This is a genomic window from Streptomyces odontomachi (assembly GCF_024435355.1).
GTDB classification, from domain to species: domain Bacteria; phylum Actinomycetota; class Actinomycetes; order Streptomycetales; family Streptomycetaceae; genus Streptomyces; species Streptomyces odontomachi.
The window spans coordinates 92,524-119,511 of the sequence record NZ_JAMJWG010000015.1; the positions used below are offsets into that span (position 1 = coordinate 92,524).

At 72.1% G+C, this 26,988-nt stretch carries 17 protein-coding genes and 1 tRNA gene; 14 read left to right on the forward strand and 4 right to left on the reverse strand.

The annotated features are described in order from the left end of the window. Positions 1 to 501: 501 nt before the first annotated feature. From NQO67_RS27805 to NQO67_RS27815, 3 genes are all read left to right on the forward strand, one after another. The gene (locus NQO67_RS27805) at positions 502 to 1,968 is read left to right on the forward strand and encodes an NAD-dependent malic enzyme (protein WP_255953032.1); all 1,467 of its coding nucleotides are present in this window, start codon (positions 502 to 504) and stop codon (positions 1,966 to 1,968) included. 430 nt (positions 1,969 to 2,398) lie between these two features. Continuing rightward, the gene (locus NQO67_RS27810) at positions 2,399 to 2,680 is read left to right on the forward strand and encodes an HU family DNA-binding protein (RefSeq protein ID WP_189930775.1); all 282 of its coding nucleotides are present in this window, start codon (positions 2,399 to 2,401) and stop codon (positions 2,678 to 2,680) included. A gap of 244 nt (positions 2,681 to 2,924) precedes the next feature. Then, positions 2,925 to 5,636, forward strand: coding sequence for a tetratricopeptide repeat protein (locus tag NQO67_RS27815; protein ID WP_255953033.1), 2,712 nt, complete (start codon positions 2,925 to 2,927; stop codon positions 5,634 to 5,636). Positions 5,637 to 5,812: 176 nt separating this feature from the next. On the opposite strand, the gene murA is transcribed toward NQO67_RS27815, so the two are convergent. Then, positions 5,813 to 7,141: a UDP-N-acetylglucosamine 1-carboxyvinyltransferase gene (murA, locus tag NQO67_RS27820; protein WP_255953034.1), complete on the reverse strand. Its 1,329-nt coding sequence runs from the start codon at positions 7,139 to 7,141 to the stop codon at positions 5,813 to 5,815. A gap of 305 nt (positions 7,142 to 7,446) precedes the next feature. Between murA and NQO67_RS27825 the strand changes: the two genes are divergently transcribed. The 9 genes from NQO67_RS27825 (at position 7,447) to NQO67_RS27865 (ending at position 20,128) form a co-directional block, all read left to right on the forward strand. Continuing rightward, on the forward strand, positions 7,447 to 8,019 hold the full coding sequence (locus NQO67_RS27825) for a YqgE/AlgH family protein (protein ID WP_255953035.1): 573 nt from the start codon (positions 7,447 to 7,449) through the stop codon (positions 8,017 to 8,019). Positions 8,020 to 8,081: 62 nt separating this feature from the next. Beyond that, positions 8,082 to 8,360, forward strand: a complete 279-nt coding sequence (locus NQO67_RS27830) for a DUF3039 domain-containing protein (protein WP_255953036.1) — start codon at positions 8,082 to 8,084, stop codon at positions 8,358 to 8,360. A 448-nt stretch (positions 8,361 to 8,808) separates the two neighbouring features. After that, the gene (locus tag NQO67_RS27835) at positions 8,809 to 10,113 is read left to right on the forward strand and encodes an extracellular solute-binding protein (protein ID WP_255953037.1); all 1,305 of its coding nucleotides are present in this window, start codon (positions 8,809 to 8,811) and stop codon (positions 10,111 to 10,113) included. Positions 10,114 to 10,139: 26 nt separating this feature from the next. After that, positions 10,140 to 11,054, forward strand: coding sequence for a carbohydrate ABC transporter permease (locus NQO67_RS27840; protein ID WP_255953161.1), 915 nt, complete (start codon positions 10,140 to 10,142; stop codon positions 11,052 to 11,054). Next, a complete protein-coding gene (locus NQO67_RS27845; RefSeq protein WP_255953038.1) occupies positions 11,054 to 11,950 on the forward strand; it encodes a carbohydrate ABC transporter permease in 897 nt (298 codons plus the stop codon). Before NQO67_RS27840 ends, NQO67_RS27845 begins: the two co-directional genes overlap by 1 nt. A gap of 30 nt (positions 11,951 to 11,980) precedes the next feature. Further along, complete coding sequence (locus NQO67_RS27850) at positions 11,981 to 13,786, forward strand: beta-N-acetylhexosaminidase (protein ID WP_255953039.1); 1,806 nt, start codon at positions 11,981 to 11,983, stop codon at positions 13,784 to 13,786. 293 nt (positions 13,787 to 14,079) lie between these two features. Next, positions 14,080 to 14,988 carry an FAD binding domain-containing protein gene (locus NQO67_RS27855; protein WP_255953040.1) on the forward strand — a complete coding sequence of 303 codons (909 nt, stop codon included), beginning with the start codon at positions 14,080 to 14,082 and terminating at the stop codon, positions 14,986 to 14,988. After that, positions 14,985 to 17,819 (forward strand): 2Fe-2S iron-sulfur cluster-binding protein, encoded by a 2,835-nt coding sequence (locus NQO67_RS27860; protein ID WP_255953041.1) that lies wholly within the window; start codon positions 14,985 to 14,987, stop codon positions 17,817 to 17,819. The genes NQO67_RS27855 and NQO67_RS27860 overlap by 4 nt, the downstream gene beginning before the upstream one ends. Beyond that, on the forward strand, positions 17,816 to 20,128 hold the full coding sequence (locus NQO67_RS27865) for a xanthine dehydrogenase family protein molybdopterin-binding subunit (RefSeq protein WP_255953042.1): 2,313 nt from the start codon (positions 17,816 to 17,818) through the stop codon (positions 20,126 to 20,128). Before NQO67_RS27860 ends, NQO67_RS27865 begins: the two co-directional genes overlap by 4 nt. Positions 20,129 to 20,425: 297 nt before the next feature. Here the strand turns inward: NQO67_RS27865 and NQO67_RS27870 are convergent. Continuing rightward, positions 20,426 to 20,497 (reverse strand) — tRNA-Cys (locus NQO67_RS27870). 122 nt (positions 20,498 to 20,619) lie between these two features. Continuing rightward, the gene (locus tag NQO67_RS44365; protein WP_308295706.1) at positions 20,620 to 22,074 is read right to left on the reverse strand and encodes a serine/threonine-protein kinase; all 1,455 of its coding nucleotides are present in this window, start codon (positions 22,072 to 22,074) and stop codon (positions 20,620 to 20,622) included. 162 nt (positions 22,075 to 22,236) lie between these two features. Here NQO67_RS44365 and NQO67_RS27880 point away from each other — a divergent pair, with 162 nt between their 5' ends. Together NQO67_RS27880 and NQO67_RS27885 are read left to right on the forward strand one after the other, a co-directional pair. Beyond that, positions 22,237 to 24,126, forward strand: a complete 1,890-nt coding sequence (locus NQO67_RS27880; RefSeq protein ID WP_255953043.1) for an MFS transporter — start codon at positions 22,237 to 22,239, stop codon at positions 24,124 to 24,126. A 263-nt stretch (positions 24,127 to 24,389) separates the two neighbouring features. After that, positions 24,390 to 26,153, forward strand: a complete 1,764-nt coding sequence (locus NQO67_RS27885; protein WP_255953162.1) for a DEAD/DEAH box helicase — start codon at positions 24,390 to 24,392, stop codon at positions 26,151 to 26,153. Positions 26,154 to 26,279: 126 nt separating this feature from the next. Here the strand turns inward: NQO67_RS27885 and NQO67_RS27890 are convergent, their stop codons facing one another. Beyond that, entirely contained in the window at positions 26,280 to 26,945 is a 666-nt protein-coding gene (locus NQO67_RS27890) for a hypothetical protein (protein ID WP_255953044.1), read from the reverse strand. Positions 26,946 to 26,988: the final 43 nt, after the last annotated feature.

Here is a 26,988-nt window from a genome sequence, read left to right on the forward strand (position 1 = left end):
GACCACTTGCCGCGAGGCGAGCATGGCGGGTCGGTGTCGCCAAACGTTCGAGCGGTGCGGCGGATGCCGCGTCCGCACGGAGAAGAGGCCCGCGCCAGTGGCTGGCGCGGGCCTCTTCTGCCCCTCGCGGGTCTGTACGGGCCCTTCGGACGGTGCCCAGTCTCTGCGCGAACAAGCCTTCCAGGTGATCAAGCGCCGGGTGGCGTCTTGGTCCTTCTCTGTTTCCACACGGCGTTTCACCGGATACCTTGCGGTGCACACCCGGTTTCCGCCGGAGACTCTGCTTCTCGCCCGCCAGCCTCTCGTATGGTGGAAGTCACATTCCGATGAAGCGCAACTCTACGGGAACACCATGTGCACCCTCCAGGGGCGGGTATCTCAAACCCACCGGAAGGTGCGACTATCGGATGACGCTCCCCGTGACGGCAGGCCTCCGTCGTCCAGAGTCCCCCCTCACGGGCCGCGTGCACGCTAGACAAGGGAAAGCAGAGGAAGTCGGTCATGGCAACGGCGCCCAGCGTCTCGTATTCGATGACGGTCCGGCTGGAAGTACCCGCAAGCGGAACGGCGGTCTCCCAGCTCACCACGGCGGTGGAGTCCTCAGGGGGCTCGGTCACCGGCCTGGACGTCACGGCATCCGGCCATGAGAAGCTGCGCATCGACGTCACCATCGCCGCCAGCTCCACCGCGCACGCCGACGAGATCGTCGGCAAGCTGCGCACCATCGAGGGCGTCGTCCTGGGCAAGGTCTCGGACCGTACGTTCCTCATGCACCTCGGTGGCAAGATCGAGATGGCGTCCAAGCACCCGATCCGCAACCGCGACGACCTCTCCATGGTCTACACCCCGGGCGTGGCGCGGGTCTGCATGGCGATCGCCGAGAACCCCGAGGACGCCCGCCGTCTCACCATCAAACGCAACTCGGTCGCCGTGGTCACGGACGGCTCCGCCGTGCTCGGGCTCGGCAACATCGGCCCCAAGGCCGCGCTGCCCGTGATGGAGGGCAAGGCCGCCCTGTTCAAGCGGTTCGCCGGCATCGACGCCTGGCCGATCTGCCTGGACACCCAGGACAGCGACGAGATCGTCGCCATCGTCAAGGCCATCGCCCCCGGCTTCGCCGGGATCAACCTGGAGGACATCTCCGCGCCGCGCTGCTTCGAGATCGAGGCACGGCTGCGCGAGGCCCTGGACGTGCCCGTCTTCCACGACGACCAGCACGGCACGGCCATCGTGGTGCTCGCGGCGCTCACCAACGCGCTCCGCGTGGTCGGTAAGAACGTCGGGGACGTCCGGGTGGTCATGTCGGGCGCCGGCGCCGCCGGTACGGCGATCCTGAAGCTGCTGCTCGCCGCGGGCGTCAAGCACGCCGTCGTCGCCGACATCCACGGCGTGGTGCACGCCGGCCGTGACGACCTCAACGGCGGAGCCGAGAGCGGCGAGCAGGCCGCTGCGCTGCGCTGGATCGCCGACAACACCAACCCCGAGGGCATCACCGGCACCCTGGGGGACGCGGTGCGCGGCGCCGACGTGTTCATCGGGGTCTCCGCGCCGAACGTGCTGGGCGCCGACGACGTGGCCGCCATGGCCGACGGCGCGATCGTCTTCGCGCTGGCCAACCCGGACCCGGAGGTCGACCCGGCCATCGCCCGCCAGACCGCGGCGGTCGTCGCCACCGGCCGCTCCGACTTCCCCAACCAGATCAACAACGTACTGGTGTTCCCGGGCGTGTTCCGCGGCCTGCTCGACGCCCAGTCGCGTACCGTCAACACGGAGATGATGCTGGCCGCGGCCACCGCGCTCGCCGACGTCGTCCGCGAGGACGAGCTGAACCCGAACTACATCATCCCCAGCGTTTTCAACGACAAGGTGGCGGGCGCCGTAGCCGGCGCCGTGAGCAGCGCCGCCAAGGCAGCCGGGGTGACCGCCACGGCATCGTCTTCGGCCGCCACGGGTGGCGACGCCGCGTGACCGACCGGCCACCGCCGGGAGGGCAACGTTCGTGACCGATGTCACCCACGGCGCGTCGTGGAACACCTGACCGGGTGCGCCCTTTAGGGTGGCGAAAGCGAGGCACCGCGCCTGCGGTTCTGCCCTCGATGCCGGGAGTCCTCCCAGGTCCTCGGGGGTGCGGAAAGGCCGTCCGGCGGGTACCACCGCCGGGAGTCGACGGAGCGTCACCGTTTACGTGCAGTGGCGCTTTTCGTGTGACTCCCAGGGGTGCCGGATTGGCGTTCCCGCCGCAGGTGGGGGCAGGATGCCTTTCTGGGCGCGAGGGTCTGGCTACGGACCCGGGTCCGGGGACCGACCGAGGAACCTGGCAGCATCGGCTTCGCTGTGCCCAACATGCGGCTTGGCCGCGTGGCACGCCTCAAGGCAAGAAGAACACGGGAGTACAAACATGAACCGCAGTGAGCTGGTGGCCGCGCTGGCCGACCGCGCCGAGGTGACCCGCAAGGACGCCGACGCCGTGCTGGCCGCGTTCGCCGAGACCGTCGGCGAGATCGTCTCCAAGGGAGACGAGAAGGTCACCATCCCTGGCTTCCTCACGTTCGAGCGGACCCACCGCGCCGCCCGGACCGCCCGCAACCCGCAGACCGGCGAGCCGATCGAGATCCCCGCCGGATTCAGCGTCAAGGTCTCTGCCGGGTCCAAGCTCAAGGAAGCGGCCAAGGGCAAGTAACGCCCACACCGCAGCCAAGGGCCGAGCCCGCGGCAGGTGAGCACATACTCAAGCCGATGGGGCGGCCACTCTCACACCGAGGGTGGCCGCCCCATTCGTGTACCCCGTACGCGTCACGCGCGGTTCACGCCTGCGGACTTCAGGGCGCGGCACCCGGAACCTAGGATGGCGCCGGCGACGTCGTCATTGCCGCACGCGTTCGAACTGCCGCACGTGCTTGCCGTCGGCCGTGGTGGGAGCAGGGATGCCCGGTACCTTCAACCAGCACAGCGGCCCGGTGCACGGGTCGCTCATCCAGGCGGACCGGATCGACGCGGTCCACCACCTCGACGTCCATATCGCCGCCGCCGGCTCGGGCGACGGCCCCGGGGTCTGGTCCGTCGAACCTCCCTGGGGCCGCTCGGAGCACCCCGTACGCGGCCGGGACGAGCTGCTCGGGGCACTGGCCGAACTGGTCACCGGGCCGTCGGGCCGGGTCGTGGTGGTGCACGGCGCCGGCGGCTACGGCAAGAGCGCGGTGGCCCTGCACACCGCCCGCGGTGCGGCCGACCGGGGCGTGACGGTGTGGTGGGTGTCCGCCGCCGACGAGACCGCCCTCGTCGGCGGGCTACGGGAGGTCGCCCTCCAGGCCGGGGCTGCGCCCGCACTGACGGCGATGGCATGGGCCGGACACGCGTCGGCGCCCGACCTGCTCTGGCGGACCCTGCGCCGGCTGCCGGAGCGCTGGCTGCTGGTCATCGACAACGCCGACCGGCCGGAGCTGCTGACCGCCGCAACGAGGTCGGCCGGTGCCGGGACGGGCTGGTTACGCCCGCCGATGACGGACCACGGCACGGTCCTGGTCACCAGCAGGGACGGCAGCCGCGAGTCCTGGGGCCGGCACTGCCGGCTGGAACGGGTGGGCGCGCTGTCCGTCGACGACGGCACGCAGGTGCTCAGGGACCTCACCGGGGACGGCGCCGGGACCGTGCAGGAGGCCGCTGCACTGGCCGCTCGACTCGGCGGGCTGCCCCTCGCCCTGCAAGCCGCCGGAAGCTATCTGGCGGCCACGGCGACGGGTCCGCGGCTGCCCGGCCTGGCGGCGCCCACCAGCTTCGTGCAGTACCTGGCCCACGTCGACGAAGGGCTCGGCGACGCGCTCGACGCCGAACCGCCCGGCCGCTCGTCGGCGCGCTCGGACCGGGAACTGCTGACCCGGACCTGGGAACTCTCCCTGGACCTCCTCGACGCCCGGGGCCTCGCAGCGGCCCGCCCGCTGCTCGGGCTGCTGGCGGGCCTGGGCCCCGCGCCGGTGGTGGACGACATGCTCCACACCCCGACGCTCCGACGGTTTCCCCCGCTGGCCGACCTGACCCCGGAAACCCTCCTGGCCGCCGTGCACGGGCTGTTGGACCTCGGCCTGCTCGACCGGGTCACCGGCCCGGGCGGCGACGGCGTCGAGCTGCACCCCGTGGTCCGCGAGGTCATCGCAGCGGGCGCCCGGCCGGGCGGTCGGGAAGTCGCCGGTCATGTGCTGCTCGCCCTGCTGGAGGAGGCCTCCGCCGACTTCGACCCGGAGAAACCGGAGACCTGGCGGCGTTACCAGGCGCTGCTGCCGCACTGCACGGCCGTCGTCCCGGACGATCCCACCGAACTCCCTCGCCGAGCCGAACCGTCCGAACCGTCCGAACCGCCCGAACCGGCTGAACCGGCTGAATCATCCGAACTGTCCGGGCCCACGATCCTGTCCGCAGGGCTGACGCCCCTGTGGCAGGCCACCGCGCTGGTCGGCCGCGTCGCCCGCTACTCCCTGGCGACCGGGCAGTACCGCCAGGCCGTACCGCTGTTCCGCACCGCGGTGCGCGCGTGCCGTGCGCTGTTCGGCGAACACCACGCGGACACCTTCAAGGCGCATGAATTCCTTGCGGAGGCCCTGCTGGAGCAGGGCGCCCGGGACGAGGCACTACGTGAGTTCCGGGCCCTGTACGAGACCGTGTGCGGCTCCTTCGGGGACCTCCATTTGCGTGCCCTGACGGCCCGGTACAACATCGCCCAGTTGACGTGGGACCGGGCTGACTTCACCGCGGTGATCGACGGGCAGCGCGCGGCGTGCCGGCGATGGCTGTCCTTGGGCCTCCCCGCCCACACGCCGGAGGTGTTGGACGCGCGGCTGATGCTGGCCAGGGCGCTGGGCGACAGCGGTGCGCTGCGGGAGGCGGAGGAGGAGTACCGCGCGCAATTGGCCCTGTGGACGCGGCTCGGCGGGCCGCACCATCCCCGCACCCTGGTCACCCGTGCCAACCTGGCCGGGGTGTTGCTGGACAAGGGCGACATGCGCGCAGCGGAGGCCGAGTTCCGCGCCGTCTACCGCATCCGCAGGGAAAAGCTCGGCGAGCGCCATCTGGCGACCAGGAACACCCGGGCCTCGTTGAGCACGGTGTACTACGCCATGGACGACTTCACCGCGGCGCTGGCCGAGGCCGACGCCGTGCTCGACCAGGAGCGGGAGGTGCTGGGCGCCGAGCATCCGCGCACCCTGCGCACGCGTGCCAGGCGTGCCCTGATCCTGGCGAAGGCCGGCGACCGGGAAACCGCCGAGCGGGAGTTCCAGGAGGTGCTCGGGCCGCTGACCAGGGCGCTGGGCGAGCATCATCGGGACGTGCTGATCGTCCGCGACTACCGGGCAGCGGCCCTGGTCACCTGGGGCGACCTGGCGGCGGCAGAGACCGAGTACCGGGTCCTGATCCGCCGGTTCGGGGCGGGCGCCGGTATGAACGCGGCGGACATCCTGCCGCCCCGCCGGGGTCTCGCCGACGTCCTGCACAGGAAGGGCGACCTGGCCGGCGCCCGCAACGAGTACCGGTCCCTGCTCCTCGGCCAGCGCAGACTCCTGGGCGAGGAGCGGTGGGAGACCCGGAGGACGCGGGAGCGACTCGACCAGCTCGACGAACCCGTCCGGGATCCCCGGGACCGCTAGGTCCTCGGGGATGACCCCCGGACCCCCAGCCGGGCGCCGGGCGTCAGCGGGTCGCCCGCCTCAGCGAGGCAGCTCCGCCTTCGCGCCCAGCTCCGCCAGCTTCTCCATGCTGTGTTGTCCCGGGGGATGACCCCCGGACCCCCAGCCGGGCGCCGGGCGTCAGCGGGCCGCCCGCCTCAACGAGGCAGCTCCGCCTTCGCCCCCAGCTCCGCCAATTTCTCCATGAAGTTCTCGTAGCCGCGGTTGATGAGGCCGATGCCGTGGACACGGGAGGTGCCCTGGGCGGCGAGTGCGGCGATCAGGTAGGAGAAGCCGCCGCGCAGGTCGGGGATGACCAGGTCGGAGCCCTGCAACTTGGTGGGTCCCGAGACCACCGCCGAGTGCAGGAAGTTGCGCTGGCCGAAGCGGCAGTCGGAGCCGCCCAGGCACTCGCGGTACAGCTGGATGTGGGCGCCCATCTGGTTCAGCGCCGACGTGAAGCCCAGACGTGACTCGTACACCGTCTCGTGGATGATCGACAGGCCGGTGGCCTGCGTCAGCGCGACGACGAGCGGCTGCTGCCAGTCGGTCTGGAAACCGGGGTGCACATCGGTCTCGAGCGCGATCGACTTCAGCGTGCCGCCGGGGTGCCAGAAGCGGATCCCCTCGTCGTCGATGTTGAAGGCGCCGCCGACCTTCCGGTAGGTGTTGAGGAAGGTCATCATCGACCGCTGCTGGGCCCCGCGGACATAGATGTTGCCCTCCGTGGCCAGCGCCGCCGAGGCCCAGGAGGCGGCCTCCAGGCGGTCCGGGAGCGCGCGGTGGTCGTAGCCTTCGAGACGGTCCACACCGGTGATGCGGATCGTCCGGTCGGTGTCCATCGCGATGATCGCGCCCATCTTCTGAAGGACGCAGATCAGGTCCTCGATCTCCGGCTCCACCGCCGCGTTGGAGAGTTCCGTCACACCCTCGGCGAGCACCGCGGTCAGCAGCACCTGCTCGGTGGTGCCGACCGACGGGTACGGCAGCCGGATCTTGGTGCCGCGCAGCCGCTGCGGGGCCTCCAGGTACTGCCCGTCGGCCCGCTTGTCGATCCGCGCGCCGAACTGTCGCAGCACGTCGAAGTGGAAGTCGATCGGCCGGCCGCCGATGTCGCAGCCGCCGAGCCCCGGGATGAACGCATGCCCGAGGCGGTGCAGCAGCGGGCCGCAGAACAGGATCGGGATGCGGGACGAGCCGGCGTGCGCGTCGATGTCGGCGACGTTGGCGCTCTCCACGTGCGTCGGGTCCAGCACCAGCTCACCCGGCTCCTCGCCGGGGCCCACCGTCACCCCGTGCAGTTCGAGCAGGCCGCGGACGACGCGGACGTCACGGATGTCCGGGACGTTGCGCAGCCGGCTGGGGCCGCTGCCGAGCAGCGCGGCGACCATGGCCTTGGGCACGAGGTTCTTCGCGCCGCGGACACGGATCTCGCCTTCCAGCGGGGTGCCGCCGTGGACGAGCAGGACATCATCGGTGACGGTCATGAATCTCGCGTTCCGAGGAGAGGGGCAGGACCGGACAGACAGCAAGACTAATGGCCGTACCCGCCGGTGGCGTAAGACCGCTGGTGCGCCGCCCGGCGGCGCGCCCGCAGTGGCCCATGTGCCGGTCGGGGCGGCCGCCGGCGCCACGAAACGCGTCCGTGCGGGCACGTGGAGTCATCGTCGCTCGTTACGATGGAACGATCCGGCGGTGCGGGGAGCGGCCTGTCGGCCGGGCGCGGTTCGCATTCGGCCGGTTGCCCACGTGGGGTGCCCGGATCGGGGGAAGATGCGGGATCATGGCTGCCATGACCGAGGTGTCCTCGCTCACAGGGCGGCTGCTCGTGGCCACCCCCGCCCTGGCGGACCCGAACTTCGACCGCGCAGTCGTGCTGCTTCTCGACCACGACGAGGAGGGCTCCTTGGGTGTGGTCCTCAACCGCCCCACCCCGGTGGATGTCGGCGACATCCTGGAGGGCTGGGGTGATCTGACCGGCGAACCCGGCGTCGTCTTCCAAGGCGGCCCCGTCTCGCTCGACTCGGCGCTGGGGGTGGCGGTCATCCCGGGCGACGCGTCGGGCGACGCCCTGCCGCTTGGCTGGCGGCGGGTGCACGGGGCCATCGGCCTCGTCGACCTGGAGGCGCCGCCGGAGCTGCTGGCCTCGGCGCTCGGCTCGCTGCGGATCTTCGCCGGCTACGCCGGCTGGGGTCCGGGGCAACTGGAGGACGAGCTGGCGGAAGGCGCCTGGTACGTGGTCGAGTCGGAGCCGGGTGACGTGTCGTCGCCGTCGCCCGAGCGGCTCTGGCGCGAGGTGCTGCGCCGCCAGCGCAGCGAGCTGGCGATGGTGGCCACCTATCCGGATGACCCGTCTCTCAACTGATCCCTTGATCCCCGCCCGTCGCGCACGTGGTCAACGCAGAACTCTTCAGTACCCTGGGGGCCATGAGCACTCTTGAGCCCGAGCGCGGGGCAGGTACGGGAACCCTCGTAGAGCCGACGCCGCAGACGTCGCACGGCGACGGCGACCACGAGCGCTTCGCCCACTACGTCCAGAAGGACAAGATCATGGCGAGCGCACTCGACGGCACGCCCGTCGTGGCGCTCTGCGGCAAGGTGTGGGTACCCGGCCGCGACCCGAAGAAGTACCCGGTATGCCCCATGTGCAAGGAGATCTACGAGTCCATGGGCGCGAGCGGCGACAAGGACAAGGACAAGAAGTAGTCCTCTCCCGTCCGGACTGACTCGCGTCGGTCCCGCGCCGGACTCACGCCGGACTCACGTCTCGAATCTCGCGTCGGGCTCTCGGCGGATCATCCCGTACCGCCGGATCGCCGGATCGTGTCGTACCGTGTGAGCTGGGCCCCAGAGGTGCGTTGTCGCGCGCTTCTGGGGCCTTTGTGCTGCCCGGGGAGGGCTCTCGGGGAGGGATCTGGAGGGTCTGAAGAGGGCCTGATTGGAATAGACCAGGGTCACAAGGTGGTAGAGACCTTTGAGTGGGCCTTGTGGGCATGTACACGTCCTTCTAGCCTCCTGACTGTTGTGTGATACGGAACGGCCGTTGCATATGTTGCAACGGTCGTGTGGCCGCGGCGGCGGCAGGCCCGGCGTGGCACCCCGTGCACGTCCCCGCCGTACAGCGAAGACACCGTCAGACACGGAGGTCCGCCCGATGAAGCTCGCCGCCCGCCTGTCCGTCCCCCTCGCGGCACTCGTCCTCGCCTCGTTGACCGTCACCGGGTGCGCCCCCGGAACCTCCGGGGGCGGCGCCGCTGAGGACGACAAGAGCGGCACCCTGCGCGTCTGGCTGTTCCGGGAGGTCGACAACGCCCCCAAGGAGCAGGTCGTGGACCGCACCGTGGCCGCCTTCGAAAAGGCCCACGCGGGCACCGACGTCCACGTCGAGTACATCCCCGTGGACACCCGCGCGGAACGGATCAAGGCGGCGTTCAACGACCCGAAGAGCGCCCCCGACGTCATCGAGTACGGCAACACGGACACCGCCGGCTACGTGCACGACGGCGGACTCCTCGACGTCGGCAAGGAGTTCGCGGCCTGGGCCGACGCCAAGGACACCGACCCGGCGGCCAAGGCGTCCGTCACCGTCGGCGGGAAGGTCTACGGGGCGCCGTACTACGTCGGCGTACGGGCGCTGTACTACCGCACCGACGTCTTCAAGGAGCTCCACCTCAAGCCTCCGGCGACGCAGGCCGAGTTGGCCGCCGACGCCAGGACGATCCACCGCAAGCGGCCCGAGCTGTACGGGATCGCGGTCGGCGGCGCGTACACCTACGGGGCGATGCCGTTCATCTGGTCGGCGGGTGCCGAGCTCGCCGAGCCCGAGGGCGACGGCTACACCGCCACCATCAACAGCGTCGACGCGCTCAAAGGCATCACCGCCTACACCTCGCTGTTCGGCGACAACAACTGCCCGGCCGCCAAGTGCGCGGCCTGGGGCGGCAACGACACGGTGACGGCCTTCGCCGCAGGCAAGGCCGCGATGGCCATCGGCGGCGACTTCAACCACCAGGCCGTCGAGGACGGCAAGGTCAAGGGCAAGTACGCGGTGGTGCCGCTGCCGGGCCTGAAGAAGGGCACCATCGCACCGGCGTTCGCGGGCGGCAACAACATCGGTGTCCTCAAGAGCACCGCGCACCGCACCCGCGCCGTACAACTCATGGAGGCGCTCGCCTCCAAGCACACCCAGGCCGCGCTCTTCGACAGCATGGGATTCCTGCCGACGTACACCGACGTGCGTGCCACGGCGGCGAAGAAGGAGCCGTTCGTGGCGCCCTTCATCGCCACCCTCAACGCGGGCGCCAAGTTCGTGCCCGCCTCGCCCGGCTGGGGGCAGATCGACTCGTCGCTGGTGCTGCCGACCATGTTCCAGCAGGTCATCAGCGGCCGTAAGGACGTGGCAGCGGCGGCCGGCGAGGCCGCGAAGAAGATGAACGACGCGTTCGCCGAGGCCTCGTGACCACGCCTGACGGCATACGGGAGCGGGTGAGCGGCACCTGGGGGCGGCGGAGCAGTCCCCGGGTGCGGCAGGGCGGATGGACGCCCTGGCTGTATCTCGCGCCCGCGCTGGTGGTGCTCGCCGGACTGCTCGTCTACCCCGTCTACGAACTCGGCCTGATCTCGTTCCTCCAGTACACCCAGGCCCAGGTCAGCGGCGGGCAGCCGGTCACGTTCCAGGGCCTCGGGAACTACACGAAGCTGTTCGAAGATGGCCAGTTCTGGCAGGTGCTGGGGGCCACGGTGGTGTTCGCCGCGGCCTGCGTCGTCTCGACGCTGCTGGTCGGCTGCGCGCTCGCGGTGCTCCTCACCCGGGTGCGGGCGGTGCCGCGCACGGCGCTGATGCTGGCCTCGCTGGGCGCCTGGGCGACCCCCGCTATCACCGGGTCCACGGTGTGGGTCTTCCTTTTCGACCCCGATTTCGGGCCGGTGAACAAGGTGCTCGGACTGGGCGACTTCTCCTGGACCTACGGGCGGTACAGCGCTTTTGCGCTGGTGCTGCTGGAAGTCGTCTGGTGTTCCTTTCCCTTTGTGATGGTGACCGTGTACGCCGGCATCAGGGCGGTCGATACGGAGATCCTCCAGGCCGCCGCGCTCGACGGCGCCTCGCAGTGGCGCATCTGGCGCTCCGTGCTCGCCCCGCTGCTGCGGCCGATTCTCGTGGTGGTCACCATTCAGTCGGTCATCTGGGACTTCAAGGTGTTCACCCAGATCTATGTGATGACGCACGGCGGCGGAATAGCGGGACAGAATCTCGTTCTGAACGTGTACGCCTATCAAAAGGCCTTCGCCTCGTCCCAGTACGGCCTCGGATCGGCGATCGGCGTCGTCATGCTGCTGATCCTGCTCGTGATCACCCTCGGATATCTGCGGTTGCTGCGGCGGCAGGGGGAGGAGCTGTGATGCGCGGCCGGACGCAGTCGCCGGGGCCCGGACGTGTCGGGCGGTCCGGATCGTTCGCGCGGTCCCGGTGGTTCGCGCGGCCCGGACGGCTGGCGGCCGAGGCGGTGACCCTGCTGATCGCCGTCGTGGTGGCCTTCCCGCTCTACTGGATGGTGCTGTCCGCGCTCAAGCCGGTGAACGAGATCGCGTCGACCCGGCCACGGCCCTGGACGCTCGCCCCGTCGCTGGACTCCTTCCACCGTGTCTTCGGCCAGCAGGACTTCGGCCGGTATTTCCTCAACAGCTGTGCGGTGGCCGGCAGCGTGGTGGTGCTGTCGGCGGTGATCGCCTTTCTGGCGGCCACCGCAGTGGCACGTTTCCGGTTCCGTTTCCGTACCACCCTGCTGGTGATGTTCCTCGTCGCCCAGATGGTGCCGGTGGAGGCCCTGACGATTCCGCTTTTCTTCCTCATGCGGGACGCCGGTCTGCTGAACACGCTGGGCTCGCTGATCCTGCCGCACCTGGCCTTCTCGCTGCCCTTCGCGATATGGCTGCTGCGGGGATTCGTCAAGGCCGTTCCCGAGGCGTTGGAGGAGGCCGCCTACCTCGACGGGGCGAGCCGGGCGCGCTTTGTGTGGCGGATCCTCTTTCCGCTGGTGCTGCCGGGTCTCGTGGCGACGAGCGTGTTCTCGTTCATCTCCGCCTGGAACGACTTCCTGTTCGCCAAGTCCTTCATCATCAGCGACACCACGCAGTCGACCCTGCCGATGGCGCTGCTGGTGTTCTTCCGGCCGGACGACAACGACTGGGGCGGCATCATGGCCGCCTCCACGGTGATGACCGTTCCGGTCCTGGTCTTCTTCGTCCTCGTGCAGCGGCGGCTCGTAAGCGGCCTCGGGGGCGCGGTGAAAGATTGAATCCGGCCGAGTGTGAACCGAGGAGCATGCATGACCTTCGACGACCTGATCCCGGCTCCCCGGCGGGCCCTGCCGGCACCCTCGAGCGGCCGTCTGGCACTCGGCGCCCAGGCGGTGCTGACGGCGGCCCCCGGCACCGAGGACACCGCCCGCTGGCTGCGCGGCACCGTCGGTGCCGCCACCGGGCTGCCGCTGCCCGACGGCACCTCCGGCGGCGGCACCGCGCCCGGCGTCACCCGTGACCAAGGAGCCGTCGTACTCGGCCTCGACCCGGGACTCGGGCGCGAGGCGTACCGCCTCGTGGTGGACGGCGCCGGGGTCCGCATCGACGGCGGCGACCCGGCGGGCGTCTTCTGGGGCGCCCAGACCCTGCGCCAACTCCTCGGGCCCGAGGCGTTCCGGAGGGCACCCGTCGATGCCGGGCGCACGTGGTCGGTGCCCCTGGGCGTCGTCGAGGACGAGCCGCGGTTCGCCTGGCGCGGCATGCTGCTCGACGTGGCCCGCCACTTCCTGCCCAAGGACGCGGTGCTGCGCTACATCGACCTGCTCGCCGCCCACAAGCTGAACGTCCTGCACTTCCACCTCACCGACGACCAGGGCTGGCGCATCGAGATCAAACGCCACCCGAAGCTGACCGAAAACGGCTCCTGGCGTTCCCGTACGAAATTCGGCCACCGGGCCTCCCCGTTGTGGGACGAGCGCCCGCACGGCGGCTACTACACGCACGACGACATCCGCGAGATCGTCGCCTACGCCGCCCAGCGGTACGTCACGGTGGTCCCCGAGATCGACCTGCCCGGCCATGCGCAGGCCGCCATCGCCGCCTACCCGCACCTCGGGAACGCCGACGTCGTCGACACGGCCGCGCTGACGGTCTGGGACACCTGGGGCATCAACCCGAACGTGCTGGCCCCCACCGAGGCCACCCTGCGCTTCTACGAGGGCGTCCTCGAGGAGGTCCTGGAACTCTTCCCGACCGACCCGGCGGGCTTCCGCTCGCCCATCTCCCGGTTCGTGCACATCGGCGGCGACGAGTGCCCCAAGGACCAGTGGCGGCGCTCGCCCGGCGCGCAGGCCCGCATGCGGGAGCTGGGCCTCGCCGACGAGGACGCGGTGCAGTTCTGGTTCATCCGGCACTTCGACCGCTGGCTGGCCGACCGCGGCCGCCGCCTGATCGGCTGGGACGAGATCCTCCCGGGAACCGGCGACCCCCGTACGGGCAGCGCCCCGGAAGCCGGCACGGAGCGGACGGGCACGGAGCGGACGGGCACGGAGCCGACGGGAACGGAGCCGGCCGGCATAGGGCTCACGCCCGGTGCCGCCGTGTCCTCGTGGCGCGGCTACGCCGGCGGAATCGCCGCCGCCCGGGCCGGCCACGACGTCGTCATGTGCCCCGAACAGCACTTCTACCTGGACCACCGGCAGGCCGACGGCGACGACGAACCCATGCCCATCGGCTACGTGCGCACCCTCGAGGACGTCTACCGTTGCGAGCCGGTGCCGCCGCAGCTCACTCCCGAAGAGGCACGGCACGTCCTGGGCGCGCAGGTCAACGTGTGGACCGAGGTCATGGAGAGCCAGGCACGCGTCGACTACCAGGCCTTCCCGCGACTGACCGCCTTCGCCGAGGTCGCGTGGAGCCCACTGCCCGCCCCCGAGAAGCGCGACATGGCCGACTTCGAACGGCGCATGGAAGCGCACTACCGGCGCCTTGATGCGCTGGGCGTCGCCTACCGACCCCCCACGGGTCCGCTCCCCTGGCAGCGCCGGCCCGTCCCCGAAGGGATGACGGGCAGCCTCGGACGCCCGATCGAGGGGGCGCCCCCGAACGTGTGAGGTGTCCTCAGGAAGCCGCCGCACCACCGCCACCCCTGAGACCGTGGCGGTGTGGCACGCAACCGAAAAGTCACCACACATCCGTCGCAGTCCGGTATTACGCCCTGAGCGCCGAGGAGGTGGGAAAACGGTCCATCTCGCCACTTAGCGGAGGAACGCCTCCTAGCGGACCCATGCATCGGCGACCCGGGAACATGTGCCAGAGTTTGGCTCGTCCGGCCTGTCGGCACGTACCGTACGGCGTGCACCCCCAGCAGGCAGAGCAGGCGGGACAGCGGGAAGGGGCAGCCGGTTTGACCACGCACGCACCGCAGGCGGCGCAGACAGCATCGACACCGACGGTGAGTCTGCCTGTCACGCTGGACGAGGCCGTGGCGGCGCTCGCCGCCGTGCCCGCCGCCGTGCCCGTCGCAGGCGGTACGGACCTCATGGCGGCGGTCAACGCGGGCCTGTTGCGGCCCGCAGCGCTCGTCGGCCTCGGCAGGATCAGCGAGATCCGCGGCTGGCAGTACCTGGACGGGGACGCCCTGCTGGGCGCCGGCCTCACGCACGCCCGCATCGGCCGTCCCGACTTCGCCGCGCTGATCCCCGCACTGGCCGCCGCCGCGCGCGCCGCCGGACCGCCCCAGATCCGCAACGCCGGCACGCTCGGCGGGAACATCGTCACCTCCGCGCCGACCGGCGACACCCTGCCGGTGCTCGCCGCACTCGAAGCCACCCTGATCATCGCCGGCCCCGAAGGCGGGCGGCGCGAGATCCCCGTCTCCCATCTGCTCGCCGGCATGGACCTGCTGCGCGGGGGCGAGCTCATCGGCCATGTACGCGTCCCCCTGCTGCACGCCCCCCAGGTCTTCCTCAAGGCGACAGGGCGAACCGGCCCCGGCCGCGCGATCGCCTCGGTGGCGCTGGTGCTCGACCCCGCACGGCGCGCCGTGCGCTGTGCCGTCGGCGCCGTCGCCCCGATGCCGCTGCGGCCCCTGGAGGCCGAACAGTGGATCGCCTCGCTCATCGACTGGGACAACGGCCGTACGGTGGTGCCCGAGGCACTGCACGCCTTCGGTGAATACGTCGCCGCGGCCTGCATCCCCGACCCGGCACCCGCCGAGGACGGCACGCCCCAGCAACTGCCGCCCGGCGTACTGCACCGGCGGCGCACCGTCGCCGCGCTGGCCCGACGAGCACTGGGGAGGGCGCTGTCATGACCGACGACCAGCACCGCGGCGCACCGGGCACTCCGGGCGCCTGGGAGCCCATCGCACCCGGCGAGTACGAGGACGCCACCGGCTTCGTCGAGCTCCCCGACGAGCTCACGGGCGGCTACCCGGACGCCGAGTCCCCGCTCGCCGCGCCCGGGCACGGGTACGTACCGCCGCCCATCACCGTCAACCCGGCCGCCGGCGACTCCGCCGACCCGGCCGGCACCGGCGTGTGGGGGATGTCCGGCGGGCCGGGCGTACCGGCCGGCGGCCACCCCGGCGCCGAGCACGCCGACCCGACCCGGCAGGGCGCCGTGCACTGGCCCGACCCGAACGGGCACCCGTCGCACGACACCTCCCCGAACCCCGGGGACCCCGGCGCCGGCCCGTCCTTCCAGGACCCCTACGGCTACGACCCGGGCATGACGCAGACCCCTGGCCCGGCCGGCGCCCACGGCACCGGCTCCGAGGGCACCGGGGGACCTTGGCACTTCGACGACGCACCCGGGGACCCCGGGGTGGCGCCCGCCGGCCACGGCGACGGCACCGGAGCGGATCCGGAGGGCGGCGCTGCCGACACCCAAGGGGGCTGGTCCATCCCCCTCGCGCAGGGCGACCTGCCCGACGAGACCGGAGAGTTCACCACCTCGGTACTGGCCGCGCAGTGGGGCGGCGTGCCGCCCGCGACCCTGCCCGGCGGCGCGACGGCGCCCTGGGCGACCGGCTCCCAGGCGGGGCCCTGGGACCCCGCCCAGCCGTCCCACGACGAACCGACCCCGCAGGAGCCCACCCAGGCCCACCGCATGCAGCAGGGCGTACGCGTGCAGCGCGCGGGCCGGCCCGGGCCGGATTACCCGGCGGAGTACCGGGACGAATCCGGCGAGCAGGCCGCGTACCACGACGAGTCCGGGCAGCACCCCGTGCACTCCTACCCCGAGCAGGCCGCGGGCCCGCACCAGGCGGCGCCGGGGCAGGTCGAGGAGGAGCAGTTCTCGGAAGAACGGTTCCAGGGGTCCGCCTTCCAGGAACAGCACGGCCAGGACCAGGCCTTCCATGACCAGCCCTTCCGGGAAGGGCCGTTCCCGGAGCCGTCGTTCCAGGACCAGCCGTTCCCCCCGGAGCACGCTGCGTACCCGCCGGAGCAGTTCTCGGAGCAGGAGGGCCTGCCCGACGAGGGTGCGCCGGGGGCGGCCCCGGATGCGTCCCAGGGGCAGTTCGCGGACGACGGCGGCCAGGCGCCGTTCGGCGAGCAGCCGGGCGCCCAGGACGGCGACGACGAGGACATCTACCTGGGCCCGCCGCCCGCCGCACCGCACGCCGACACCGGATCACCCGGTGACGCCGGACCGCACGCCGCGCAGGCCGCGGCCGGAAACGCCCCGTTCGAGGCCGCGCCGCCCCGAGCGCCGCGCAAGCGCCGCCCGACCCGCCGCCCGCTCCAGGACACCCGCGTCCAGGAGCCGCTTCCCGAAGAGTTGCCCAAGGGCCACGTACCGGAGACGGCAGGCCGGAGGCGGCCGGCGCGTGACGGCCGGCAGCCGTCCCCGGCGAACCAGCAGGACCGGCCCGCCCAGGAAGGACCGGGCACCGACACGGACGCCCCCGAGGCGACCCCGCAGCCGGGCGCTCCGCACGCTTCCCAGGAAGCCGCTGCCGGCGGCGGCCTCGCCGACGGCGACGGCCGGCCGCTGTCCGCAGGGCCCGACGAGACCTTCCCGGAGCCGTCCGAGGCGGCGCCCGACGAGCCCGGCTCCGTCCCGCCCCTCGAGGACGTCGACCCCGGCTCCGGCGCACCCCAGGACGCTTCCGGCGACGCCGTCGCCGAAGCCACCGCCCCCGACGAACTCGCTCAGGCGCACTCCGAGGAGCCCGCCGGGTTCCCGGAACAGCGCTCGGAACAGCGCCTGGAGGCCGCTGCCGGGGCCCAGGACGACCCGGCCGGGCAGGAGGCGGCGCAGTACGCCCCGGACGGGCTCGACGGCGGCCGGGGCGACGAGGAGAGCACCGGGCCGCACCGCGGGCAGGACGACCGGCCCGACGGTGCGCACGACGACGGGCAGGGCGAGCGGCCCGGCGGCGGCCAGGTCACCGGGAGCGACGCCGACGACCTGGGCGAGGAGGTCGTGTTCGTCGGTGACGAACACCCCCTCGGCTCCTACGTCCTGCGGGTCAACGGCACCGACCGGCCCGTCACGGACGCCTGGGTCGGAGAGTCGCTGCTCTACGTGCTGCGCGAGCGGCTCGGCCTGGCGGGCGCCAAGGACGGCTGCTCGCAGGGCGAGTGCGGCGCCTGCAACGTCCAGGTGGACGGCCGCCTGGTGGCGTCCTGCCTGGTTCCCGCGGCCATCACCGCGGGCAGCGACGTCCGTACGGTGGAGGGCCTGGCCGCGGACGGGCAGCCGTCCGACGTGCAGCGCGCACTCGCCGAATGCGGCGCCGTGCAGTGCGGCTTCTGCGTCCCCGGCATGGCGATGACCGTGCACCACCTCCTTGACGGCAACCCCGACCCCACCGACCTGGAGACCCGCCATGCGCTCGCCGGCAACCTGTGCCGCTGCTCCGGGTACCGTGGCGTCCTGGACGCCGTCCGCAGGGTCGTCGGCGAGCGACGGGCCACCGACTCGGACGGGGCGGACCCGGAGGACGACGAGGACACCGACACCTCCGGGGCCCGGATTCCCCACCAGGCGAGCCCCGGCGCGGGCGGCGTGAGTTCCTCCGTGGCGTACGCGGCGCGCACCACCCAGGCTCCCTACCGGGACGCCGCTCCCTACGCGGCTCCCTATGACCAGGTTTCGTACGAGGACGACGGATACGACGACGGAGGCCGGGCGTGAGCAACGAAGGCGGCGCCACCGCGACCCCCACACCGCCGCCCGCACGCCCCGAGCCGATACCGCACGGCCTCGGCGCCTCCCTGCCGCCTTCGGACGCGCAGGCCAAGACCGAGGGCACCTTCCCGTACGCGGCCGACCTGTGGGCGGAAGGGCTGCTCTGGGCGGCCCTGCTGCGCTCACCGCACCCGCACGCCCGGATCGTGTCCATCGACACCTCGCAGGCGCGCACGATGCCCGGCGTACGCGCCGTCGTCACCCATGAGGACGTGCCGGGAGCGTCCTCCTACGGGCGTGGTCCCGCGGACCGCCCCGTGTTCGCCTCCGAAGTCGTGCGCCACCACGGCGAACCCATCGCAGCGGTCGCCGCCGACCACCCGGACACCGCCCGGATGGCGGCGGCGGCGATCATCGTCGAGTACGAGCTGCTCGACCCGGTGACCGACCCCGAGCAGGCCTTCGAGGCCGAGCCGCTGCACCCGGACGGCAACCTCATCCGCCACATCCCGCTCCAGCACGGCGACGCCGAAGCCGCCGGCGAGATCGTCGTGGAGGGCCTGTACCGCATCGGCCGCCAGGACCCCGCACCGATCGGCGCCGAGGCCGGTCTCGCGGTGCCGCGCCCCGACGGCGGCGTGGAGCTGTACGTGGCCTCCACCGACCCGCACGGCGACCGCGACCGTGCCGCCGCCTGCTACGGCCTCGACACCGAGCAGGTCAAGGTCGTCGTCACCGGCGTGCCCGGCGCCACCGCCGACCGCGAGGACCCCGGGTTCCAGCTCCCCCTCGGCCTGCTGGCCCTCAAGACGGACCGCCCGGTCAAGCTCACCGCCACCCGCGAGGAGTCCTTCCTCGGCCATGCCCACCGCCACCCGACCCTGCTGCGTTACCGCCACCACGCGGACGCCGAGGGCCGCCTGGTGAAGATCGAGGCGCAGATCCTGCTGGACGCCGGCGCCTACGCCGACACCTCCTCCGAAGCGCTCGCCGCCGCCGTCTCCTTCGCCTGCGGCCCGTACGTCGTCCCGAACGCGTTCATCGAAGGCTGGGCGGTCCGCACGAACAACCCGCCGTCCGGCCATGTACGCGGCGAGGGCGCCATGCAGGTGTGCGCCGCGTACGAGGCCCAGATGGACAAGCTCGCCCGGAAACTGGGCATGGACCCGACCGAGCTGCGCTTGCGCAACGTGATGGCCACCGGTGACCTGCTGCCCACCGGCCAGACGGTCACCTGCCCCGCACCGGTGGCCGACCTGCTCACCGCCGTGCGCGAGGAGCCCCTGCCGCCGCTCCCCAGGGACACGCCCGAAGACGAGTGGCTGCTGCCGGGCGGCCCCGAGGGCGCCGGCGATCCCGGCGCCGTACGGCGCGGCGTCGGCTACGGCCTGGGGATGGTGCACATGCTCGGCGCCGAGGGCGCCGACGAGGTCTCCACGGCCACCGTGAAGGTCCAGGACGGCGTCGCCACGGTCATCTGCGCCGCCGTCGAGACCGGTCAGGGCTTCGCCACCCTCGCCCGCCAGATCGTCCAGGAGACCCTCGGCGTCGACGAGGTGCACGTGGCCCCCGTCGACACCGACCAGCCTCCGGCGGGTCCCAGTTGCCGCGGCCGGCACACCTGGGTGTCGGGTGGCGCCGTGGAGCGCGCGGCGAAGATGGTCCGCACCCAGCTCCTGCAACCCCTGGCCCACAAGTTCGGCATGTCGACCGAGCTGCTCCAGATCGCCGACGGCAAGATCACCTCATATGACGGTGTGCTCTCCACCACCGTCGCCGAGGCGCTGGACGGCCGTGAGCTGTGGGCCACCGCCCAGTGCCGCCCGCACCCCACCGAACCCCTGGACTCCGCCGGCCAGGGAGACGCCTTCGTGGGCCTCGCGTTCTGCGCCATCCGCGCGGTCGTCGACGTCGACATAGAGCTCGGCGCCGTACGCGTCGTGGAACTCGCGGTCGCCCAGGACGTCGGCCGGGTGCTCAACCCGGCACGGCTACGGGCCCGCATCGAGGCGGGCGTCACCCAGGGCATCGGCGCGGCCCTCACCGAGAACCTGCGCACCCCGCGCGGCTTCGTGCGCCGCCCCGACCTGACCGGCTACGCCCTGCCGACCGCGCTCGACGCGCCCGCCATCCGCATCGTCAGGCTCATCGAGGAACGCGACGTGGTCGCCCCGTTCGGCGCCAAGGCGGCCAGCGCGGTCCCGGTCGTCACGGCCCCGGCAGCAGTCGCCGCCGCGGTACGAGCGGCCACCGGACGCCCGGTCAACCGGCTCCCCATCCGCCCCCAGGCGGCGGTGGTGCAGACGGGCGGGTGAGGCGGGCGCCGCTGTCGTTCGCCGCACCGACGGGCGCCCGTGGTCGAACGCCCGGGGTTGAGCGCCCGTGGTTGAACGCCCGTGGTTGAAAAGAGAAAGCGCAGATTTGCTGAATCGGGGAAATCCTTCGGACGGGACCGTCACGAACTCCGGGAACTCCTACTTCCCGGTTGCGTTCGTTGCCCCGGTTGACACCGGGAAGCTCTCCGACCGACACGGAAACCGGGAGTCACAGCCGAAAGGGCGACACCCTTCAGGGGTGCCGCCCTTTTTCGTTTCGCCCGGTAAAGGCGTAAGAGGCCGCGGCGGGGATCGAACCCGCGTAACTCGCTTTGCAGACGAGTCCCTAAGCCACTCGGGCACACGGCCAACGTGCTTTCGTTCATCGAGAGTACGGGGGCTCTCACCCGCCCTCAAGACCGCGGAAGTGGCTGCAACATGACTGCCATACTCCGTTCATGGGCGCTACGGCAGCAGTGGCCGTGGGGTCCTCAGTCGTCGTCGTAGCCCCGGTGGGTGAGGCTGGCGGCCACGCCTGCGATCTTGACGTCGACGATCACCTTCCCCCGCGTCCAGCGGGTCGACTTGTTGTCGGGTGCGCCGAATGTCTCCAGTGCGGCCACCGGGAGGCGTTCGCGGTCCTCGACCTCGGGATAGAAGACGACCAGGTAGAGGCGGCCACGGGAGTTGAAGCCGTACTGGGTGTCCATGGTGAGGCCGCAGAAGGGCTCGGGGCCGCGGCCGGTGACCCACCACTCGCCGTTCTGTTGTGCGGCGTCCGGGAACCGCGCCTGGAAGTCGGCGGTGGTCGCGCCCCACGGGAGGCCGTTCCAGCCCTGCTCGACGGACTGGGGGCGGGTGCTCGGGACGGATGGGGCCGGGGGCTTGCGGCGGCGCGTGGGGATCAGCCAGGCGAGGCCGCGGCGGCGTTGGGGAGCGGGGGGAGACCCGCCGGCCGCACCGGTGCGGTCGGTCTCAGGCTCCGTGGCCGTCGGGGACTCCCTGGTGTCCACGGTCGTGTCCACGGTCTCCGTCGGCTCCGCCGGCTGCGTCGACTCCATGAGGGTCCGGCCCTCCCATTCACCGACGAATCCCGACCCGTCCTCGCCCCCGTCCCGTCCGACGTCCGTGAACGCGGCGAAGTCGTCCACGAGCGTGTTCATGGTCGGACGGGCCGACGGGTCCTTGGCCAGGCAGGCGGTGACCAGGCGGCACAACTCGGTGTCGACGTGGGAGAGGGACGACAGGTCGGGGTCCTGCTCGACGATGCGGTACAGCACGGCGGCCGGCTGGCCGGTACCGAACGGGGCGGCGCCGGTCGCGGCGAAGGCCAGTACGGAGCCGAGCGCGAACACATCGCTGGCGGGGGTGATGTCGGTGCCGCCGCGTGCCTGCTCGGGCGACATGAACGCCGGGGTCCCGGCGACGAACCCGGACACCGTCAGCGTGGTGGCCTCCAGGGCACGGACGATGCCGAAGTCGATGATCCGCGGTCCGTCGGAGGCCATGATGACGTTGCTCGGCTTCAGGTCGCGATGTACCAGGCCGCAGGCGTGGATGGCGGCCAGGCCCTCGGCCAGTCCGGCCGCCAGCACGCGGAGTGCGGCGGGGGGCAGCGGGCCGTGCTCGGCGACCGAGGTCTGTAACGAGGGGCCCGGAACGTAGGCGCTGACCAGCCAGGGGCGATCGGCGAGCGGGTCGGCGTCCACGACCTGGGCGGTGAAGAAGCCGCCCACCCGCCGGGCCGCCTCCACCTCCCGGGCGAACCTGTCACGGAACGCCCGGTCGGCCCCGTACTCCGCGTGGACCAGCTTCACCGCCACCGGCCGGCCGCCCGCGGAACGGCCGAGGAAGACCTGACCCATGCCGCCAGCACCGAGCCGGCCGAGCAGCCGGTAGCGGCCCACCCGATCCGGGTCCCCTGGTCGCAGTGGCTCCGTCGCCATACCCTCATGCCCCCGTTCAGTATGTGTGTCGTTGTCTGTCGTCGTCTGTCGTCGTCTGGATCGTTGTCCGTCGTTGCGGCGAGGACGTAGGACCGAAGTCCCAACCGGTCTGGCCCCTGGGACAGGGGCCATCCGGCTGGACGCCCCTTACGCTGGGCCTTTATGAGCCTCCCCGAACCAGCCGGCGCCGACGCCAGCACCGTAGACGTCTCCCGCGCCGTCGAGGGTTCCGGGGAGCATCCCGGTGGGACCGCCGCACGTCCTCGTTCCGGTGGCCCGGACGCATCCGATGCCCCCGCCGCGGGGGACGCGGACCCGGCGATAGGCGTCCTGAGCAGCCCCTACCTCGCCCTCAGCCTCGGGGTCGTCTCCGTCATCCTGGTGATCGCCTTCGAGGCGACCGCCGTGGGGACCGCGATGCCGGTCGCGGCGCGTGAGCTGCACGGCGTGTCGCTGTATGCGTTCGCGTTCTCCGGGTTCTTCACCACCAGCCTGTTCGGCATGGTCTACGCGGGCCAGTGGGCCGATCGACGGGGTCCGCTGGTGCCGCTGGGGGTAGGGATCGGGGGGTTCGCCGCCGGTCTCGTGGTGGCCGGGACGGCGGGCACGATGTGGGTGTTCGTGGCGGGCAGGGCGGTGCAAGGGCTCGGCGCCGGGCTGGTCATCGTCTCGCTGTACGTGGTGGTGGGGCGCGCATATCCGGAACGGCTGCGTCCAGCGATCATGGCGGGGTTCGCGGCGGGGTGGGTGGTGCCGTCCATCGTGGGCCCGCTGATCGCCGGAACGGTGACCGAACAGCTGGGCTGGCGCTGGGTCTTCCTCGGCATACCCGTCCTGGTGGTGCTTCCGCTGGCGCTTGCGCTGCCGCAGATCAGGCGGCGTGCCGCCGGGCCGGCAGAGGCGGCGGAAGAGGAGAACCGGCAGGAAGCGGCACAGGAAGACCGGCCGGAAGCGGAAGACAGGCCGGCCGGCAAGGGGGTGCCCGACGAGAGGCCGGTGGACGAGAGGCCGGCCGACGAAGGGCGACGGGCCGTCGAGGGGCGACGGGCCGTCGAGAGGCCGGTGGACGAGAGGCCGGCCGACGAAGGGCGACAGGCTGACGAGGGGCGAGAGGCCGTCGAGGGGCGAGAGGCCGTCGAGGGGCGGCGGGCCGACAAGGGGTGGCAGGCCGGTGAAGGGCGGTCGGCGGGCCGGGCGCGGCGGGCCGGAAAGAGCGGTGACCGTCGTCGCATCCGTCTCGCGCTCGCCGTCTCGCTGGGCGCCGGCACGGTGCAGTACGCCGCCCAGGACCTGAGTTGGCGTTCCGTGCCGCCGCTGGTCGTCGGTGCGGCGCTGCTGGTGCCTGCCGTGCTCGGGCTGCTGCCGCGCGGCACCTACCGGGCGGCGCGCGGGCTGCCCAGCGTCGTCCTGCTGCGGGGGCTCGCCGCCGGGTCGTTCACCGCCGCGGAGTCCTTCGTGCCGTTGATGCTGGTCACCCAGCGCGGGCTGTCGCCGACGCTGGCCGGTCTCTCGCTGGCCGTGGGCGGGGCGACCTGGTATCTGGGCAGCTTCCTCCAGTCCAGGCCCCGTACCGAACCGCACCGGGAACGGCTCATGACGGCGGGCATGATCCTCGTCGCCCTCGCCATCGTGGTGGTGCCGGGGGTGCTGCTGGACGCCGTGCCGGTGTGGATCGTGGCCGTCGCCTGGGCCTTCGGCTGCTTCGGGATGGGCCTGGTCATCTCGTCCACGAGCGTGTTGCTGCTCAGGCTGTCGCCGCGGCGGGAGGCGGGGGCGAACTCGGCGGCGTTGCAGATCTCCGACGGCCTGTCCAACACGCTGCTGCTGGCCGCGGGCGGCGCCGCGTTCGCCGCGCTCGGCGGTGGCTCGGTGGCGGGCACCGGCGGCGCGGGGGACGGTGGAGGCGCCGACACCGCGGCCGACCAGGCCGGGGCGGCTGCCACGGCCGCCGCGACCAGCTCCCACCCGGCCGCCTTCCTCGCCGTCTTCCTGCCGATGGCAGCGGTCGCGGTGGTGGGGGCGTGGGTGGCCACCCGGCTGCGGGGTCGATGAACGCGCGGCCATCGGAGCCCGGATGGCCAGTGCCCCGGACAGTGACGTGCGTCTCGTCCCACCCAAGCGATGCGTCGTCCACCGAGTGGCCGACGGCCCGCCCGATAAAGTGACCGGGTCGCCCCAGTGGCGTACCTGGCCGTGGCCGTGTCGAGCGATCCGAACCGGAGACCGTGAGTATCAGTACCTCCTCCCCGTCCTCCCCTGCGTCCCCTTCGGGGCACTCCCCGTCCGCTTCGGGGCAGTCCTCGCATTCGCACCACCTGTCGCCCGCCTTTCCCGGTCGTGCTCCCTGGGGCACCGCCGGCAAGCTGCGGGCCTGGCAGCAGGGTGCGATGGACCGGTACATCCAGACGCAGCCGCGTGACTACCTGGCGGTGGCGACGCCGGGCGCCGGCAAGACGACGTTCGCGCTGACGCTCGCCTCCTGGCTGCTGCACCACCACGTGGTCCAGCAGGTGACGGTCGTCGCGCCGACCGAGCACCTGAAGAAGCAGTGGGCCGAGGCCGCCGCCCGGATCGGGATCAAGCTGGACCCGGAGTACAGCGCCGGGCCGCTCGCGCGGGACTACCACGGGGTGGCCGTGACGTACGCCGGCGTCGGAGTGCGGCCGATGCTGCACCGCAACCGCGTCGAGCAGCGCAAGACCCTCGTGATCCTGGACGAGATCCACCACGCCGGTGACTCCAAGTCGTGGGGCGAGGCCTGCCTGGAGGCGTTCGAACCCGCCACCCGGCGGCTCGCGCTCACCGGTACGCCGTTCCGCTCCGACACCAACCCGATCCCGTTCGTCGCGTACGAGGAGGGCCAGGACGGCATCCGGCGGTCCGCGGCCGACTACACCTACGGGTACGGCAGCGCGCTGCACGACGGCGTCGTGCGGCCGGTGATCTTCCTCAGCTACAGCGGCAACATGCGCTGGCGCACCAAGGCGGGCGACGAGATCGCCGCACGGCTCGGCGAGCCGATGACCAAGGACGCCGTCTCGCAGGCCTGGCGCACCGCACTCGACCCGGCCGGCGACTGGATGCCGAACGTGCTGTCGGCGGCCGACCGCCGGCTGACCGAGGTGCGCAAGGGGATCCCGGACGCGGGCGGCCTCGTCATCGCCTCCGACCAGGACTCGGCACGTGCGTACGCGAAGCTGCTGCGCGAGGTGACCGGGCAGAAGGCGACCGTCGTGCTCTCCGACGACTCCGGGGCGTCCCACCGGATCGACGAGTTCAGCGAGGGCGACGACCGGTGGATGGTGGCCGTGCGGATGGTGTCGGAAGGCGTCGACGTGCCGCGGCTCGCGGTCGGGGTGTACGCCACGACGATCTCCACGCCGCTGTTCTTCGCCCAGGCGGTGGGCCGTTTCGTGCGGTCGCGGCGGCGCGGCGAGACCGCGTCCGTGTTCCTGCCGACCATCCCCGACCTGCTGGGGTTCGCCAACGAGATGGAGGTCGAGCGGGACCACGTCCTGGACAAGCCCAAGAAGGAGGGCGCCGACGAGGACCCGTACGTCGAGTCCGAGAAGGAGCTCGCCGAGGCCAACAGGGAGCAGGACGAGCCCGACGGCGAGCAGGACATGCTGCCCTTCGAGGCGCTGGAGTCCGACGCGGTCTTCGACCGGGTGCTGTACGACGGTGCCGAGTTCGGCATGCAGGCGCACCCCGGGAGCGACGAGGAGCAGGACTACCTGGGCATTCCGGGACTGCTGGAGCCGGACCAGGTGCAGATGCTGCTCCAGAAGCGGCAGGCCCGGCAGATCGCGCACAGCCGCAAGCGGCCCGCCGAGGAGGCCGATCTGCTCGAACTGCCCGCCGAGCGGCGCCCCGTGGTCAGCCACAAGGAGCTGATGGAGCTCAGGAAAGAGCTGAACACGCTGGTCAGCGCCTACGTTCACCAGAGCGGCAAGCCGCATGGCGTGATCCACACGGAGCTGCGCCGGGTGTGCGGTGGCCCGCCGAGCGCGGAGGCGACGCCGGGCCAGATCCGGCAGCGGATGGCCAAGGTGCGGGAGTGGGCCACGCGGATGAAGTGAGGGCCTCGGCGCCCCCGCGTCCGGCCGGCGCCGTCGCGTCCGTCCGGGTTCGTCGCCCGCGGGCCCGCCGCCGTGGCGCCGTTACCGCTCGTGCTGCCCCTGCCGTCCCTACCGCCCTTGCCGTCCCTACCGCCCCGCCTCCAGCGCCGCCAGGTCCTCGCGGTAGGACTCCGCTATGTCCTCGGGCATATGGGGGATCAGCCAGCGCAGGAAACGCGCGCCGTACGCGTCCTCGGCCGCCTCCGTGACGGGGTCGGGCGACTCGGGTGCGGTGAGGCCGAAGGTCCGCTCCAGCCAGGCCAGATAGGCCTCATGGCCACCGCAGTGCTCCTCCACCTGGTCGGCGTCGAGATACCACTCGCTGTCCAGCGCCAGCAGCCGGAAGAGGTCCCGCAGGCCGCAGGCGACCACGTCGAGGTCGCCCTCGTCGCCCCACCGCACGACGGGCAGCGTCGCCAGGTCGGCGCGGTCGTCGCACCGCCACAGCGTGTAGAACGAGCCGGAGCCGGTGGCCTGGGCGAACGGGATGAGGTCGGAGAGGAACCGGAGCCGCTCCGGATCCCGGTCGCGCAGCTTCGAAAGGCCCAGCCATTCCACGAGACCGGCGTCCTGCCAGTCGTACGCGTAGAACTCGAACCCCTCCGAGAACCCGGCGCCCTGGAGGCCGTCGTCGAACTCCTTGAGCAAGTTCAACTCCGGGATGGGGGAGTAGGCGTCGGCGCCGGGGCCGGTGCCGTCCGCGTACGGGTCGGTCGCCATCACGTCGATTCCGTCCAGCTCGTCTATGCCCATGGACGGCACCGTAGGGCCCGGCACTGACAACGCCCGGTCGGCA